The organism is Paenibacillus sp. ClWae2A (assembly GCF_032452295.1).
Lineage (GTDB): Bacteria > Bacillota > Bacilli > Paenibacillales > Paenibacillaceae > Paenibacillus.
In genome coordinates, this window is record NZ_JAULSQ010000004.1 from 189798 (window position 1) to 208247 (window position 18450).

Sequence of the window (18450 nt, forward strand, 5' to 3'; positions counted from 1 at the left end):
GTTAAGTAATGAACATCGAGTGGAGGTTGAGTGGATGGAGCTGAATCGAAGCCGGGGGATCGAACCTGGGCGTTTGAAGCCAGCTGGCAAATGGAGTTCGGTGAAAAAGGAACTTGTCCGCAACAGATACGTTTATCTGATGCTCGTTCCTGTTGTAGCCTACTATCTGATTTTCAGCTATGGGCCAATGTACGGGCTACTGATGGCATTTCAGGAATCCTACAACCCGATCAAAGGAATCTTGGCAGGCGAATGGGTCGGATTTGACAACTTCACCATGTTTTTTGAAAGTTATTATTTCTGGCGACTGATTAAGAACACACTGATTTTGAGTTTTTACAGTATTGTGTTTGGTTTCCCGGCTCCGATTCTACTAGCACTGCTGCTGAATGAAGTCCGGAAGAAGTGGTTCAGAGGTGCAGTACAGACCATCAGTTATATGCCGCATTTCATCTCGGTTGTCGTCGTGGTTGGAATGTTGAAAACGTTCTCATCTCTGGATGGTGGGTTATTTAACGTCATTCGTGACTTTTTCGATCTGCAGCCGATTATGTTTTTGGCGGAAAAAGATATGTTCCGTCCGATGTACATTCTGTCCAACATATGGCAGGGCGCAGGCTGGGCCTCGATTATCTTTTTGGCAGCACTAAGTGGTATTGATCCTCAGTTGTATGAGGCTTCCAAAATTGACGGCGCAGGCCGCTGGAGACAGCTGTTACATATTACACTGCCGGGCATTATGCCAACGATTGTGATCATGTTAATTCTGCGTATGGGGGCGGTCATGAATGCAGATTTTCAGAAAATATTGCTGATGCAAACGGCACCGACCTATGAGACATCGGATGTCATCTCCACCTTTGTTTATCGATCCGGTATTTTGGAGGGCAACTATACGTACTCAACCGCCATCGGACTATTTAACGGCGTCATTAATTTCGCGCTGCTCATTATCGCAAACGCGATCAGCAGAAAGCTTAACTCAATCAGTCTATGGTAATCGGAAGGTGAAGCGATGAAACAGTCTATAGGGGAACGACTTTTTGATGTATTTAATACACTGCTTCTCTTGGTGATCATGGTTTTATGCTTGTACCCGATGCTGTACGTGTTCAATTCTTCAATCAGCGACCCGGACCAGATGCTGCGTTCCCGTTCACTGATGCTCATTCCTGAAGGTTTTCAGCTGGGAGCGTACAAGTCGGTATTTCAGGATACTCGCATCTATACGGGATATATGAACACCTTGTTCTATGTTGTGGTAGGTACCGCGATCAATCTGCTCATGACTTCGCTGGCTGCATATGGGCTATCACGTGGTGATCTGATGGGCAGAAAAACGCTGATGAAGTTAATTACCTTCACGATGTTTTTCGGCGGGGGTATGATTCCAACTTTTCTGCTGATTCAGAATCTGGGCATGGTGGATACCCGTTTTGCGCTTATTATTCCGGGTGCCATCAGCACATTCTATTTCCTCATTATGAAAACAAACTTTGAAGGCATTCCGATCAGTCTGATCGAATCGGCGAAGCTTGATGGTGCAAATGACTTTCTGATTTTGTTCCGGATTGTACTGCCTTTGTCGAAACCGATCCTGGCGGTTATGATGCTGTATTATGCGGTTGACCATTGGAATGATTATGTCGGACCGATGCTCTACCTGCGCAGTCAGGAGTTATATCCGATCCAGATTATTATGCGTGATATTCTGATCAGCAGCAGTACAGAGGCCATGGGCGCTGGCGCCGATACTGGCTTCGCCATTGGGGAGAACATCAAATATGCGACCATTATTATCTCCACGCTGCCGATTATGCTGGTATATCCGTTCATCCAACGTTATTTTGTTCAGGGCGCTCTAATTGGTGCTGTGAAACAATAAAAAATGTATCCTATGGAGGCGAATTACGTGAAAAAAAGAATGGGGTCCATCCTGTTGTCATCGCTACTTACCATGTCTTTACTGGCGGGCTGTACGGGGGATAATGAACCAGGTAACGCAGAGCCAGCAGAAGGAACAGAACCTGAAGTTCAGGCGTTGACCGAGATTCCGCTACCGATTACAAGTGAGCCATTTACCATTGACTACTGGCGCGCCAATGATGCCAAACTGACAGCTTCCTTGAACAATTTTGGCGATATGGCGGCTTATAAGGAAAAGGAGAAGCTGACAGGTATCAAAGTGAAGTTCACGCATCCTCCGCTTGGACAACAGCGTGACCAGTTCAATCTGTTGATTTCTACGAAGGAGCTTCCGGACGTCATTTATTATAACTGGGCAGATGCCGTTGGCGGACCGGAAAAAATGATCAAGGATGGTCGAATCATTCGATTAAACGAACTGATCGACAGTTATGCACCGAACTTAAAGCGGATTATTGAATCCGATCCGGATGTGAAAAAGCAGATTGCACTCGACGATGGCACGATCTATATGTTCCCGCTGCTCAAGCTTGATGCATTGAAGCTGAATGCGACTTCCGGTTTAATTATGCGCCAGGATTGGCTTGATAAATTGAATCTCAAAGTACCTACGAACATTGATGAGTGGTATACGGTACTCAAGGCATTTAAGGAACAGGACCCTAACGGCAACGGCAAGCCAGATGAGCTGCCATTCACAGGAAACTGGGGGCCGGGTAACCTGACCAAGCTCCATGATTTTGCCGCGGCCTTTGGTGTAATTGGTGGCTTCCAGATGAATGGAGACAAGGTGGAGTTTGGACCGATTCAGCCGGGCTACCGTGATTTCTTGGAGACCATGGCCAAGTGGTACAAGGAAGGGCTGATTGATCCCGAGATCATGACCAATGACGGTAAAGCTTTCGATTACAAGGTCACCAGCAATCTGGCAGGCGCATATCAGGGCGGTGTGTTCAGCGGCATGGGGAAATATTTCAATCTGATGAGAGATACGGATCCGAACTTTAACGTGACTGGTGTACCATGGCCTGTATCTCCGGATGGAACTTCGTATGCGACATTTAATCTGGATGCCAAAGTGTTGTCTTATGGTGAGGCTATTACGGCTTCCGCAGACGAAGACAAATTGAAATATATTGTTCAGTGGATGGACTACAACTATAGCGAAGAGGGTAGTGATCTGTTCAACTTTGGTATCGAAAATGACAGCTATGTTCGTGACGGGGAAGGTGTCAAATTCACAGATACCATCATTAATAATCCGAACGGTCTGACGTATGACCAGGCACTGGCTTCTTATGCCTTATCCATTATGGACGGTCCGATCAATCAGGATAGCCGTTATCTGGATGCATTATTATTTGACGATGGACAGCGTGCGGCAAATTCGGAATGGATGAAAGCAAGCTCTGGATTAACACTTCCACCAATTCGTTTGTCAACAGATGAGGTAAGCACAAGTACATCCATCATGAGCCAGGTGAATACGTATTTGAATGAAACGATGACTGCCATTATTAGCGGACAGAAACCGATCACCGAGTTTGACAAGATGGCCGAAACGATCAAGAGCATGGACATTGACCGGGCGATTGAGGTTCATCAGGCTGCGTATGATCGATATCAGTCTAAATAATGCGTGAGAAATCGAGCGCTAAAACTTTGGGAAAACCTTCCTGTATGTGATATACCTAGTAGTATCACGTGGTTCAAAGGAGCGCTTTGGTCATGACAGCCTACCGTAAACTCAGCATCAAAATGAAAATGTTTCTGATGATTATGTTCATGATGGCGTTTATCATCATCCTGGCGTTTGGGTCCTTGTATTATACGTACTCCGTTTATGACAAACAGCTGTTTGAGAAGTCGTCCCGACTTCTGAACCTTTCTTCGTCTACAGTGGATGTTGAACTCCAGAAGTTGGAAACGTTATCATTAAACATGATTTCCGATACGCAGATTCAAAGAGCCTTGAAGTCGTTGCTGGATGACGATAGCGCATATTCAAGCTTTATTGAACGAAAGAAGATCACGGATCAGTTATGGGAGCATATTAGTGGGGCTGCACGTTATGTGCAGTCCGTTCATCTGATTGATTCCAGGGGAAGAGTGAATAAATATGGCGAGACACTAACTGTATCCCAGGAAAAATATGATCGGATGATTGCGGCTGCGGAGCAGGCCAATGGTGCAGTACGCTGGTTATACCCGGATGACGATGACCCGATGCTGGTTATGGTCCGTCAGGTGCGAGCCTACGAACCGATGACCCTGGAATCGGTAGGCATACTGTTTCTGCGTATTAATATCGAGCGACTTGTTGAGGAGTATGCGGGCATTGATAGCCAGGACAGTGACATTATTTTAAAAGCAGGCAGTGATGTGGTGTATCCTTATCGCCAGCTTCCAGAAGCGGTGTCCGCGGGACTGAATCCACTCCCAGGCAGTGGGGGATATGAGATCAAGAATCTGGATGGGAGGGAGATATTCCTTTCCCAGAAGAAATCCGCCTATACCGGCTGGGTTTATTATAATATGGCCTCTTATGATGAAATTTTTGAACGTATTATATGGTTGAAAAATAGTTTGATTGTTGTTTATCTTATCGCCATTCTGGTTGTTCTCGCGCTTGGTATGGTGTTCGCACGCAGTCTGACAAGGCCGATCAGGCAGCTCATCAGTCAGATGAAGGAGGTTCAGTACGGGGATCTGGAGAATATGGATGCCAATCTGTCCATTCCAACACACCAGCACATGGATGAACTGGGGTTACTACAGCGTACGTATCGAATGATGATTACGCATATTAATACATTGATCAAAGAAAATTATGCAAGCCAGCTGGTCATTAAGGAAACAGAGTTCAAGGCATTACAGGCGCAGATCAATCCTCACTTTCTGTATAATGCGCTGGATTCGATCCATTGGCTCGCCAAAAAGAACAGGCAGGAGCAAATCTCCAGTATGGTGCTGTCACTTGGCTATTTGCTGCGTTCCTCCATCAGCTTCAAGCAAAATATCATTACGATTGCTGAAGAACTGGAGATCGTCAATCATTACATCACCATTCAGACCTACCGTTTCCGGCAGCGGCTGGATTTCCGTATGGATGTGCCTGCTTCTTATCTGGGTTGTGCCATTCCCAAGTTGACCCTACAGCCACTACTGGAGAATGCCATCCAATACGGTTTGGAACCACAGGTTGGATCATGTCTGATTCGAGTGTATGCCGAGATATCAGGTGGCATGCTGGCCCTTATCGTGGAGGATCACGGTCCCGGCATGGAACCCGAATATGTGGAACAGGTGCTGCGCGGTGAAGTGAAGACCAGAGGAACAGGTATTGGTCTGCTGAATATCAGGGAGCGGGTACGTCTGGCTTTTGGCAAAGAATATGATGTTCTGCTGGAGAGCAAGCCGGGGCGTGGAACGAGAGTAACGGTGCTGCTGCCACCCCCATCACCAGGTAAGGAGGAGAAGCTATGGGAAGATGGATGCGAATAATAGGCATGCTCTGCCTTATGCTGACTCTTCCTGGCTGCGTGAACCAGTTGGATCAAAGGCCAGGCATGATTGTGGAAGAAGAGCCGATAACGCTGCGAATCGCTTGGTGGGGTGGGGAGTTTCGCAACAATGCCACGATAGCTGTTATCGACCTGTATGAGAAGTTGAATCCACATGTGAACATCGAATACGAATATAGCAGTTTCAACGAATACTGGAGAAAACTTGCCCCGCATGCAGCAGGCAATGCGTTGCCCGACATTATTCAGATGGACATCTCCTATCTGTCCCAGTACAGCTCGTTGCAACTGTTGGAGGACATGACGCCGTACATGCAGAGCGGACTGATCGACACGACAGATATTGAGAAGGAACAGCTGGAGAGTGGTAGCCTGAATGGAAAAACCTATGGTCTCAGTTTGGGGGTTAACGCCATGCTCAGCATCTATGATCCGGAAGTGTTAAAGGCCCATGATATTGAATTGCCAACGGATACGTGGACATGGGCAGATTTTGACCGGATGGGCGAGCAATTGCTCGGGAAAGGCATCTATCTGGGAACCTATTTTACGCCGGAACAGTTTTTCGCGTATTACTTGAGACAGTACGGTTCCAAGCTGTACGCCGAGGACGGCAAGAGATTGGGGTATGAAGATGATGGGTTGTTTATTGATTACTTTGGCAGGATGCAGCAGCTCGCGGAGAAGAAGCTTATTTTTGCACCGGATATCTGGACATCAGATATTGGCCAGCCTGATAACGACCCGTTTTATCTGGGAGAGGCTTTGTTTAGCTGGGGGTATTCCAACCAATTTATCAGCACCGCTCAGCGTTATGGCAAGCCATTAACCATCTCCCCGATGCCTGGGCCAAACAGCCAGGATGGATTGTTCTTGAAGCCAGGCATGTTTTTCTCCATGGCGGGTAATTCCAGACATAAGGAGGAGGCGGCCAAGTTCATCAGCTTTTTTGTGAATGATTTGGATGCCAATCTGCTGCTCAAAGGAGAGCGGGGGGTGCCCGTCTCATCCAGTGTCAAAGAGCGGATGAAGCTGGTGGTTGAACCGGAGCTGGCGCAGGTGTTTGACTATATTGATTGGGTTGCGGATAACAGCACTCAGATGGACCCCCCTGATCCTGTAGGTGCATCCGAGGTTACTGCGGTGCTGCGTGAGTTGTATGATCTGCTGTTGTTTGGCAAAATTACGCCTGAGCAGGCGGCGAAGGATTTCCGTGAGCGGGCAAACGCAATTCTGGGTGGGAAGTTATAAGAATGGACTAGATCATATATGTATTTAATGGGCTTGGGGCTGTTGTCGTTCACAAGCTCAACCTTCATTCTACTCGGGTGAGGATTTTTGTTATGGAATGGTGTATATTTCCTCTAGTATAATAAAAATGGGTAGTCGTCCTATCTGTAGATTAGATAGATTCTACCCATATATTAATGGATGAGGAGTGTCAGGACATGTCCATACATCAGATAGGTCACAAGGTGTATTTTGCAGATATACAAACGAAGTTGCCTCAGGAAAGTTGGATGTACACTCATAATGAAGCGCACAACGGTGAATTTGAAGCCGAGGAAGTATGGTTACATTCTGGTGACCTTCATATCAGTGAACTGTTGTTGGATGAAGGACCCTTTTTGATCTTGGTTGAAGGAAATCTGACAGTGGATCGTTATATTGGAAATACAAGTTCCGACGCGGCCAGTTCAAATCTGGTTGTACTTGGGAATCTCATAACGCCCTATATGATCGTGGGTGGGCAGGAAATATATATTACAGGTAATCTCTATGTGGAGGATATGTTCTGGGGGGATTATAACCATGGAGAATTGACAGTGAGAGGGAACGTAGAAGGTGGATTGCTGGTAAGTACCGAGCAATATACGATTCAGGTTCAAGGACAGCGTAATGTGAAGCGTCAGCTTGAAGAATGGGAGGATCTCGGACCATGGCGGGGCTTTGACATGTTGGCATTATTGGTTCCTGAATGTGTGATTGATGAAGATACAGAGCCGTTTCCTTGGCGAGAAGAAATGTTAAAGAGGCTGCAGCAAGGACAACCTGTAATCAACCGAAAGTACATTCATGCTGATGAATCAGAGCCAGATGTGCCGGATTGGTTCGAAGATCATCGGATTACTGCTGAGAACATAGAGCGTCTTACTCATCCATCTTTGTTGCCTGTAAGAGAGGAGGATGAGCTACTGAACAGCTATGAATTTTGGTTGGACGAGCAATTTTGCCGAGTATCGGTCTATGGAGATGAGCATACGGAGGGGTATTTCCGCAGTCTGTATTTTCAGGATGACCACAATTGTGCATTGTTGCTTAAGATGGAGCCATCAGATGAAGGTTCCAACTCACCTGATAAACATATTGTACGACCGGGTAAACCTGTCTGGATGATCTCAGGAGCATATCGTTATCTGCACAATGAGAATTCGGAATGGAACGTATTCTCGGAGAACTCACCTGCTGATATTCAGCAGTTAAGCGAGCAAGGATGGAGCACCTTGTTGCAGTCTGTATCGAATTATCAGTATGCCCGTTCCTTAATTTCGCAACAACTGATCCATGATTTGTTAGCACTGCCTGTCGTGGAGCCATATGACGATTATTATGATGATGATCGGCACGGACTGTGGATTGGAGAGTTATATTTTGCATTTCGACAAGCAGGTCAGATGTCTAATGGTGTTCCCCAGCCAGCCATGCTACGTATTGGAAGAGAGTATGTGGATGCTCAAGGGGAGACGCAGGTGGAGAAATACTATTATACCCTGCACCAACATGCGGACGGCTCGGAAAGTGTGTTGATCGAATACTCGGCTCAGAATGACGAGGATGAGGAAGAAGAACCGTTGTTGCTTGAAATTCATTATATAGGCGGCTCTCAATTACTACATGCCGTTCAATTGCTCGAACGTGGACGCCAAGTGCTCATTCAAGCAAATGAAGATCTACTGAATGGAGAGCCACCGTACGCTGCTGAATCATTTGCGAAGCGATTCTGGAAATCAAAAGGATATCTGAAATGAATAAAACAACCTTCACCTCTAATTTTGAGGGAAGGTTGTTTTGTCGTTGTATTTAGCCAAATTGGGCTTGATGCAGTCGGCTGTACGAGCCTTTACGTGCGAGCAGTTCTTCATGACTGCCTTGTTCAGCGACGCTGCCGTTCTCCACCACTACGATGCGATCCGCGTGTCTAATAGTCGCTAGTCGATGGGCAATCACCAAAGTTGTACGTCCCTGAGCCAGCTCGGACAAGGCCAGTTGAATGGCGGCTTCCGTCTCGGTATCAAGTGCGGAAGTGGCTTCATCCAAAATGAGAATAGGCGGGTTCTTCAGGATCATTCTTGCGATGGATAGACGTTGCTTCTGTCCGCCGGAGAGTTTTACGCCACGTTCACCGATCATGGTGTCTAGTCCATCTGGCTGGGATTGTACCAGTTCTTCCAGTTGGGCCCGGCGAATGGCTTGCCAGATTTCTTCATCCGAAGCATTTAGCTTGCCGTATGCAATATTTTCACGAATCGTTCCGTCAAACAGGAAAATATCCTGCTGCACAATCCCGATATGGGAGCGCAATGATTCCAGCGTCATGTCCTTCACCGGGATGCCATCGATGGAGATATGTCCTGCATCCACATCGTAGAAACGTGGGATCAGACTGCATAACGTCGTTTTACCCCCGCCTGAAGGTCCAACTAGAGCAACCGTCTGGCCTGCCTGAATATCCAGATTAACCTGAGACAGTGTAGGTTTGTGTTCTCCGTAAGAAAAGGTAACGTTATGGAAGGCAATATCGCCTTTTACCTCCGGAATCGGTTTTGCCTGGGGTGTATCTTCTACATCCGGTACGGCCTCAAGAAGCTCCAGATAACGTCTGAATCCGGCGATGCCTTTGGGATACGTCTCAATGACGGAGTTAATCTTCTCGATCGGTCCAAGGAATACATTGGATAACATTACAAAAGCGATGAACTCCCCGTAAGTCATACTTCCTTGAATGACAAACCAGGTTCCACACACCAGTACAAACAGTGATACAAATTTCATCAAGATAAAACTGAGTGAAGAGTTCCAGGCCATAATGCGGTAGGTGATCAGTTTGGTAAGCCGGAAACGTTCGTTGTTCTCAACGAAACGTCCTACTTCATGTTTTTCATTGGCAAAAGCCTGTACCACACGGATGCCGCTCACATTGTTCTCTACCCGTGCATTATAATCGGCGATATCCGCAAACATACGCTTGAATGCCTTGGACATTTTGCGACTGAAATACAGCGACAGGTAGATCATCAGCGGCACAATGATAAACGTCATCACAGCGAGCTGCCAGTTGATTCCCAGCATAATGCCGAAAGCTCCGGCGAGTGTCATGAAGGCTATGAATAAGTCCTCTGGTCCGTGATGCGCGATCTCACCAATATCCATCAGATCGTTGGTCATGCGGGAGACCAGATGCCCGGTCTTATTGTTATCGAAGAAGCGGAAAGACTGCTTTTGTACACGCTGGAACAGTTCACGCCGCATATCGGATTCGATGTTAATGCCGAGTTTGTGGCCCCAATAGGTCACTGCATAATGGAAAAAGGAACTGAGCAGGTAGATGCCGAGTAATCCGACACACGCTGCTAAGATCATGGACCAGTTGCCAGCCGGAAGCAGTTGATCGACCACCCGGTTTACGGCGAGTGGAAAGGCCAGCTCCAGCAGCGCGGCGGCGATGGCACAGGAGAAGTCTAATATAAAGAGCCTTTTATAAGGACGATAATAAGACATAAAACGGCGAAGCATATGTATACCCTCCTCATTCTCGATATGACACAAATGCCCGAGCAGGCTGATCAGCCTATCCGGACACCTGTATTCATGCTTATGTTATTTACGATTTTGCTCGGCACGTTCTACGATCATATCGGCGAATTCTTCAGCCTGACCTTGAATCGCAATCGGGTCGAAGTACCAGTAACGGTCTTCCAGTAATTCGTATACCTGATTGTTTTTCACTGCCGGCAAGGATTGCCAGATGGAGTCGCCTTGGTAATTTTTATTGTTCTCTCCAACGGTTAAGAAGATATGATCCCCTGCATAATCACCAACAACTTCACGCGAAATCTCTTTCCATTGGGTATCACCCATCAGTTCTTTTTTGGTGATCTCGAGTGGGGCAAGTTGCAAAGCACTGTAGACCGCTTGTCCGCCTCGACCAAAATTGTCTCCATATCCATAATAACTCTTGTCGGATACTTCAAGGATGGAGAAGGTTTCCTCCGGTTTGATGACGGTTTTCACCTTAGCACGAGCGGCTTCAATCCGTTCGTCGTACGTTTTCAGCCAAGCTTCGGCTGCTTCGGATTTGTTCATCAGCTCTCCGAATCCCCGAATTTCGTCATGTACATTGGTGAATGTACCATAAGGAATCACTACGGTAGGTGCGATCTTTTGATAACTCTCAATTTCGCTGGCCTGGTCGGAGTAGGTAATGATCAGATCCGGATTCATGGCAATGACCTTCTCCATCGAGACCGCTGCCCGATCACCGATACTTTCAATGCCCTCCACCTGATCTGCATAGAACGGGTTTTCCAAATAATATTGAACAGCACCAACGGGTTTCACACCCAGTGCAAGCAGATCACTTACGTACATATCGGTAACGATCCGTTTCGGTTCAGCCGGAATTTCAACATCCCCGCTTAATGACTTGTAGATTCGTGTAGCATTCGAATTGTTCGAACCGGACGCCGTGTCTGTGTTCGTCTCGGAAGAGGCTGTTGTCGTTTCGGTTCCCGCTGCCGATGTCTGTTCAGTGGCAGTCGAGCCTGTTCCGCTGCTACAAGCAGTCAGAATCATAATGATGGCGAGCATAAGCAGCAAGCCGGAAAAGCGTTTTTTTGCAGCAAACATATTCTTGTTCCCCCTATGTATAATCAATAATGATTATTATTCTCATTAATAACATAGAGTAAGATGTGAGTTTTGTACATGGACAACTATGATCACTATCGCATGGACAATTATGATGTCAGGTGATGCATGATATGCTGCAACTGCTCCATAACGGACAAGGGATCAAATCCGTAGAACATGTCGGCATCAATCTCGTATACACGTCTTTCACGAACGGCGGAGAGGGTGCCCCAGGATTCCTGATTCAGCAGGTTATCCAGCATTTCTCGTTCGGTCGTTTCCTCAGGGTAGGCGACAAACATGTGATCTGCTGCATACAAGTGAATCTCAGACAACGGAACATGAACGTACCCCGTGAGTAACTGCCCATCCTGCTCCATACGTGACGGTGGAGTGAAACTTAGCGATTGATACAGCACATGAGAAGCTCTGCCCCAGCCATGACCATAGATATAAGCGCCGTCCTCTCCAATCATAAACATGCAAACGGCGGACCCACGTGTCCCTTCCATCCATTGATCCAACACATGATTGGCCTCTTGCTCAAGTTGATGATATCGATTTAATAACGCCTGTGCATTGGACTCAAGCCCGGTAATTCGGCCCAGATGAAGAAGCTGCTCCTGCCAATCAAGTTCCTCAAAGGGCATCAGAATGGTCGGTGCGATCAGACGTAGTTCATCAGAAGCGGGATGTGGTGCATAGCCGATAATGACATCAGGATGAGCATTCGCAATCAGTTCCGGATGTTTAACCAGCTCATATTCGGAATGCTGCTCAAATTGTTCATGACCATCACGACGATGTTCATCCATTTTTTCTTCCATCCAGCTTGCTACGGCGCCCATGTGGGGAGTGTGGCCCAGTGCCAGAAGTGAGGCTGTATAATTGTAAGTCAAAGATACAATCTTCTTGGGCATTTTCCGGTAGTGCGTTGGTGCCGAGCCAACCATCTGTTTGAATTTGCGGCTGAGATAGAAAGTGTCTCTGTAGCCTGTCACTTGTGCTATCTCCTGTAGCGTAGGATTCGCGAACAACAGATGCTCCTGAGCCATCCTGATTCTGAGACGGGTCACATATTCAACAAAAGTAAGACCTGTATGTTTCTTGAACTCCCGTGAGAAATGCTCGGGACTTACATTTGCATCTCGTGCCAATTGTTCGCGGGTCAGCGGATGTGTATACATCTGATGGATATGTCTGAGCACGTTATCGAGCCAAGAGTGATCTTCATAAGCAGAATGGGCCACATGATCTTGCAAGATGTCCAGTAACTCATAGAAAAGCATATGTGGCCTGAAGGGGCTGGAATCATGGCCTGTCGAACAGGCTTGAACCAGCTCAACTGCCTTGTCAGTGAGATTGCGGCTCACAATGGGGGCTGGTAACCCGAAAGGCCAGAACAGCTGTTCATTTTCAGTAGGTTCAAAAGCAATAGCAATGCCCTGTATTGGCGACAGAGAGCCGCGCTTGTTCTCGTGCTGAAGCAGGTTTCCGGCTTGCCGAACCACTGCGGAGCCTGCATTTAATGTCAGTTTTCCCTCTGCACTCATGATCCTGACCTGGCCAGCAGTAACGACGTATAGTACATGAAGTGTGTTCCACATTTCATCTATACGGGAGAATGCCTCGCGGTCGTGAAGCTGCACTAGATGGCACAGCTTGAAGAGGGCAACAGGTACGGACTGAATCTTCTGCAAGGAAATGGGACGGGACAGCGATTTTTTATGATACGTGGGTTTGGAAATATTCATTAGATAACTGTCTCCTTACATAAGTCAGCAGGGGCATTATTCGTCTCATGCCCTTTGTATACTGGCGTAATTCTCGGATCTCGACTATTATGCAGTATATACTATAAACGGAGTGACGTGGATGGACAGATTGGACAAATCAACTTTTTCTATGAAAAATAGATAAAGTGGTTGAAATCGCTATCAACACCGACTATAATGAAAATGTCGAAACGTTTCAATCTAGCGTTTACTGCCAGTTTCATTGTATTAGGCACGAACTGTTTATAGAGCGCCAGATTGAAAGACGTGTCATGACCATCACTAATGGTATGGATTGTAACGGGACGCATTCAACCGTGGCCCCATAAGGATGGGAACGAGGATTTTTTTTGAGAATACCTCGAAACGTTTCGATTGACATCCATCGCTATGATATGTATAAAGATTAATAAACGATAATGCAGGATTTAGTGGTTGTTCTAACCATGTACCGTATAAAATGTGGGTAACCTTGAATTTGTTCTTTATAGGTTCAACTAAACTTTTTACGCGAGAACGGAGAGGACAGAAATAACGTGAAGAAGCGAAGCTAAAAGCTTTCTGAAAGAAAGCTGCATCGGAAGCATATGCTGAGCCTTTATCCCCGGATTTTCCCTTTCCAAGAAGGGAATTAAAAAAAATCTGGGGATAACAGCGATCGGAGGGTTATTCTGTCATCGGAGTGGTAAGTGTAAATATTCTTTAGTTGAACTTATATATAGTTTAGAAGGAGCGAACGTGGAATGGCAACGATTAAGGATGTGGCAAAGCTGGCAGGTGTAGCACTCTCGACTGCTTCCTATGCGCTGAGCGGGGATAGCAAGGTTAGTGCCAAGACCAAGGCTAAGGTGCTGGAGGCAGCACGAGAACTGAATTACCGCAAGAACGGCTTTGCCATGGACCTGAAGCGGAGCCGGACGAACACGATCGCTTTGATCCTGACAGACCTGTCGGGCCCGTATTACTCGGAGTTGATCCGTAGTGTACAGGATGTAGCCCTCGCGAACGGGTATGACCTGATTGCATGCAGCTCCATGGGTGGACGGGATTCAACGGCAGTACGATTTTTGCGTGAAAAAAGAGTAGATGGAGCCATCATTCTGGCGCATAACATCCATGATGATATTCTGGTGGAATCTGCCGGTCATCGCTTTCCGATCATTGTGATGGATCGTCAACTGTCGAGTGACCATTTGGTTAACGTGCTGGTGGATGGAGAGCAGGGCGGTTATCTCGCTACGCACCATCTGATCCAGGCTGGACATCAGAAGATTGCATATATCAGTGGTCCATCCAACTCGTATGACAACGCGCTCCGTTACCAAGGGTATCTGCGAGCGATGCGGGAAGCGGGACTTGAAGAAAAGTCCAAATGGCGTCTGAACGGCAACTTTGTGCGTGAGGGCGGATACAGTGCAACCAAAATGATGATGATGCAGGGCGATCTTCCCTCAGCGGTATTTTACGGTAACGATGAGATGGCCATTGGTGGCCTGAAAGCATTGGAAGAGCGTGGTATATCGGTACCGGATGACATTTCCGTGATCGGTTTTGATGATATTCAGTTGTCCGAATATGTGCATCCACCGCTGACAACGATACGCCAGCCGAAGCATGAAGCCGGGTCGCTCGCCGGACATCTGTTATTCCAGATGCTCAATGGCGAAGCGGTTGACCCTTCATATACGTTAACAATTAATATGATCGAGCGCAGCTCTGTACGTTCGGTTTAGACCAAGTCTGAACAACAAAGAACTGCCTGCATGCTGAAGTAAAAGTTTAATGATGGGGTTATCGTCCGGACGGGCTGTAAAAAGCCGGTTTGAAGAGGCCCCTATTCTTTTTCAGATTCATCGAAACGTTTCGATTTTAACTAATTCAAGGAGTGAACCTTATGACAACGATGATTAATGAACCGATCCGGTTAAGTGCCGGGGAGTTATCCTTTACCTTTTTGAACAGTGGCGACCTATACCAGGCTACATCCGGTACAACGATGTTGAACCAGTTGCTCAGCAACCAGATTGATGGATCACTGAACAACCTGTACCTGCGTGTACATGAGGGAGAGAATATCAGCTCGTTCCCGTTGCTCGGTGTACGTTCGAATAGCAAAGTGATTACAAGCAAAGCACAGTCCAGCAACCAGTTAATCTGGGAGGGCACAGTCCAGCTGGAAGGCAGTGAACAGGGCATCGGCTACCAGGTCGTATTTACGGCTACACCGCAAGGTGTCTGGTTCTGGGATGTGAAGCTTACAGGACAACAACATAACGTAGATGTAGTATACGGACAGGATGTAGGGCTTGCTGATCCAGGTACGGTACGCAGTAATGAAGCTTATCTGTCACAATACATTGACCATACGGTGTTTGAAGATGAAGCGAAAGGTTATGTGGTATGTTCCCGTCAAAACCAGCCTCAGGGCGGTGCATTTCCGTATATGCAACAAGGTTCCCTGACCAAAGCAATCGGTTATTCCACAGATGGATTCCAATTCTTCGGTCTGTCGTACAAGGAAACGAATCAACCGGAGAGCTTGAATCGCCCAACGCTGGCAAATGAGACGTATCAGTATGAATTTGCCTACACGGCATTGCAATCTGAACTGCTGAATCTAAACGGAGAAGCTCAGGTGGTCTTTTATGGACTGGCGAAGCCTAATCATGCCGAAGGAATCTCTGCACTGGAATTCGGAGATGAAGTTACAGCAGCATGGAATGAAGTACAGGCTCTGACTGTGGAAAATGGCGACACGTTGGAACAGGTGAAACTGTCTTCCTTCCTGGGTGAACCTCTGGTTACGCTTGATCTAACACAAGATGAGATTCATGATCTGTTCCCTGATCGTCATCAGGAAGAGCATAGCGGTGAGGAACTGTTATCCTTCTTCACAGGCAGCTATGAACATATCGTTCTGAAAGCAAAAGAATTGCTCGTAGAGCGTCCGCACGGTCACATTCTGATGAGTGGTGGCAACGTGCAACTTGGGGCACAGGTTATTACGACAACGTCGTATATGTACGGTATTTTCAACTCACAGCTCGTTATTGGTAACACCAATTTTAATAAAATGATCAGTAATGCCCGCAATGCATTAAACGTGCCGAAAACGGCGGGACAACGCATCTATGTGGAAATGGACGGACAATATCGTCTGCTGACGATGCCTTCCCTGTTCGAGATTGGCTTCAACTATGTACGTTGGATCTACAAAACGTCATCCGATACGATCATCGTGACGAACTACACAGGGGCACACACCACTGAAGTGAGCATGAACGTACGCTCCACAAGTGGCACGGCATACCGTTACCTGGTAACAAACCAGATTACGATGAATGTGAATGAATACGAATATCCGCTGCATATGACGCAGGATGGCGATACTTTGATCTTCAAGGCTGATCCACAAGCGATTAGTGCAGGAACATATCCAGATCTGCAATACCGTATGTCGGTCGATGGCGCAGCTGTAAATGTAGGTGACGAAACGTTGCTGGCAAGTGGTATCCGCAGTGGTTCCGCATCACTGGTTACGCTTAGTCTGGAAGCAAGTGCTGAATGGACGCTGAAGGTACAAGGGGTATTGGAAGGCCAAGCGGACAGCGGAGTGGTAGCAGGTTCAAACCTGACGTTTAAAGAGGAAGTGCAGGCATACCGCGAGTTCTTCGCAGGTGTGATGAACGGGTTCCGTTTGTCCCGTGGCGAAGGTCAGAGTGCAGAGGATCTGTTCAAAGTAAATGCGCTGGCTTGGTGGTACACCCACAATATGCTGGTTCACTACTCTGTGCCTCACGGTTTGGAGCAATATGGTGGTGCGGCTTGGGGTACACGGGATGTGTGCCAAGGCCCGGTGGAGTACTTTATGGCTACGCAAAAATATGAGCAAGTTCGCGATATCATCAAAATGGTTTATACCCACCAATATGAAGATGATGGCAACTGGCCGCAATGGTTCATGTTTGATAAATACTTTGCCATTCAACAAGAAGAGAGTCATGGCGATATCATCGTATGGCCGTTGAAAGTGCTGGCGGACTACCTGACAGCGACTCGCGACTATGCAATCCTGGATGAGAAAGTACCTTATACCGTTAAACATAGCTTCGGGTTCACGGAAGAGACGGCAACTGTACTGGATCACGCGAAAAAAGAGATCGAATATATCCGTTCACACTTCCTGCATGATACGTTCCTGTCTTCCTACGGAGATGGCGACTGGGATGATACGCTCCAACCAGCCAATGCACAGCTGAAGCAATACATGGTGAGCAGTTGGACTGTGGCATTGACGTATCAGTCCGTGAATGTGCTCTCGCAAGCGCTGAAATTCAAGAATGCGGACTTTGCACAGGAGCTGGACGTGCTGGCTCAAGGCATTCGTGAGGACTTTAACCGTTACATGCTGGGCACAGATGTGATTCCAGGCTTTGTATACATGGAAGAAGCGGACCAAGCGAAGCTGATGCTTCATCCAACGGACACAGAGACAGGCATTCAATATCGCCTGTTGCCAATGACGCGCAGCATGATCGGTGAATTGCTGAATGCGGAGCAAGCAGAATCGCATTATGCATTGATCCGTGAACAGTTCCTGTGCCCGGATGGCGTGCGTCTGATGAATCGTCCGGCTCAATATGCTGGCGGAGTAAGCACACACTTCAAACGTGCAGAACAAGCATCCAACTTCGGACGTGAGATTGGTTTGCAATATGTGCACGCCCATATCCGTTACGTGGAAGCGATGGCGAAGCTGGGTAAGACAGATCAGGTGTGGAATGGTCTTGCGATGATCAACCCGGTTGGTATCGGCGAGGTTGTACCTAACGCGGAGATTCGTCAAGCGAACTCGTACTTCAGCAGTTCGGACGGCAAGTTCAATACGCGCTATGAGGCACAGGAGCATTTTGACCAACTTCGTAAAGGGACTGTACAAGTGAAAGGCGGATGGAGAATCTACTCCAGCGGCCCTGGAATCTACATGAACCAGCTGATCTCCAATGCGCTTGGCATTCGTCAAGAGGGCGGCGATCTGGTCATTGACCCGGTATTGCCAGCTGAGCTGAACGGCATGCAATTCGAATTCGAGTATGCAGGTGAGCCGGTGACGTTTATCTATCACCTGAATGAGGGTGCTGTGAGCCGTGTAGCGGTTAACGGCAAGGACATTCGCACCGAGCGTACAGCAAACCGTTATCGTCAGGGCGGTGTCTGCATCTCGCTTGATGAGTTCAGACAGGCACGCAGTGCAACTGAGCGTACGGTTGTTGATATCTATATGTAATCTCATAGCATGATGTAAACCAAGGTCA

Annotated in this window: 11 protein-coding genes; 8 read left to right on the plus strand and 3 right to left on the minus strand. The window is 47.3% G+C overall.

All coding sequences use genetic code 11. The annotated features are described in order from the left end of the window. Positions 1-139: 139 nt before the first annotated feature. The 6 genes from QVE09_RS15510 to QVE09_RS15535 all read left to right on the plus strand — a co-directional run bounded on the left by QVE09_RS15510 (position 140) and on the right by QVE09_RS15535 (position 8479). Complete coding sequence (locus QVE09_RS15510) at positions 140-1000, plus strand: ABC transporter permease (protein WP_397387050.1); 861 nt, start codon at positions 140-142, stop codon at positions 998-1000. Positions 1001-1015: 15 nt separating this feature from the next. Beyond that, positions 1016-1885, plus strand: a complete 870-nt coding sequence (locus tag QVE09_RS15515) for a carbohydrate ABC transporter permease (RefSeq protein ID WP_036667808.1) — start codon at positions 1016-1018, stop codon at positions 1883-1885. Positions 1886-1912: 27 nt separating this feature from the next. Then, positions 1913-3562, plus strand: a complete 1650-nt coding sequence (locus QVE09_RS15520; protein ID WP_315937505.1) for a type 2 periplasmic-binding domain-containing protein — start codon at positions 1913-1915, stop codon at positions 3560-3562. Between the two features lie 92 nt (positions 3563-3654). Then, entirely contained in the window at positions 3655-5430 is a 1776-nt protein-coding gene (locus tag QVE09_RS15525) for a sensor histidine kinase (RefSeq protein ID WP_315937506.1), read from the plus strand. After that, the gene (locus QVE09_RS15530; RefSeq protein WP_315937507.1) at positions 5409-6701 is read left to right on the plus strand and encodes an ABC transporter substrate-binding protein; all 1293 of its coding nucleotides are present in this window, start codon (positions 5409-5411) and stop codon (positions 6699-6701) included. Before QVE09_RS15525 ends, QVE09_RS15530 begins: the two co-directional genes overlap by 22 nt. A 197-nt stretch (positions 6702-6898) precedes the next feature. Next, positions 6899-8479: a hypothetical protein gene (locus QVE09_RS15535; protein ID WP_315937508.1), complete on the plus strand. Its 1581-nt coding sequence runs from the start codon at positions 6899-6901 to the stop codon at positions 8477-8479. Positions 8480-8531: 52 nt separating this feature from the next. Here QVE09_RS15535 and QVE09_RS15540 read toward each other — a convergent pair whose 3' ends face one another. The 3 genes from QVE09_RS15540 to QVE09_RS15550 form a co-directional block, all read right to left on the minus strand. Continuing rightward, positions 8532-10244, minus strand: coding sequence for an ABC transporter ATP-binding protein (locus QVE09_RS15540; RefSeq protein ID WP_315937509.1), 1713 nt, complete (start codon positions 10242-10244; stop codon positions 8532-8534). An 84-nt stretch (positions 10245-10328) separates the two neighbouring features. Beyond that, entirely contained in the window at positions 10329-11357 is a 1029-nt protein-coding gene (locus QVE09_RS15545; protein WP_315937510.1) for an ABC transporter substrate-binding protein, read from the minus strand. Between the two features lie 110 nt (positions 11358-11467). After that, on the minus strand, positions 11468-13114 hold the full coding sequence (locus QVE09_RS15550) for an ABC transporter substrate-binding protein (protein ID WP_315937511.1): 1647 nt from the start codon (positions 13112-13114) through the stop codon (positions 11468-11470). Positions 13115-13878: 764 nt separating this feature from the next. Between QVE09_RS15550 and QVE09_RS15555 the strand changes: the two genes are divergently transcribed. Both QVE09_RS15555 and QVE09_RS15560 read left to right on the plus strand, forming a co-directional pair. After that, positions 13879-14868: a LacI family DNA-binding transcriptional regulator gene (locus QVE09_RS15555; protein ID WP_315937512.1), complete on the plus strand. Its 990-nt coding sequence runs from the start codon at positions 13879-13881 to the stop codon at positions 14866-14868. A 161-nt stretch (positions 14869-15029) separates the two neighbouring features. Next, on the plus strand, positions 15030-18422 hold the full coding sequence (locus QVE09_RS15560) for a GH36-type glycosyl hydrolase domain-containing protein (RefSeq protein WP_315937513.1): 3393 nt from the start codon (positions 15030-15032) through the stop codon (positions 18420-18422). The last annotated feature ends 28 nt before the right edge of the window (positions 18423-18450 follow it).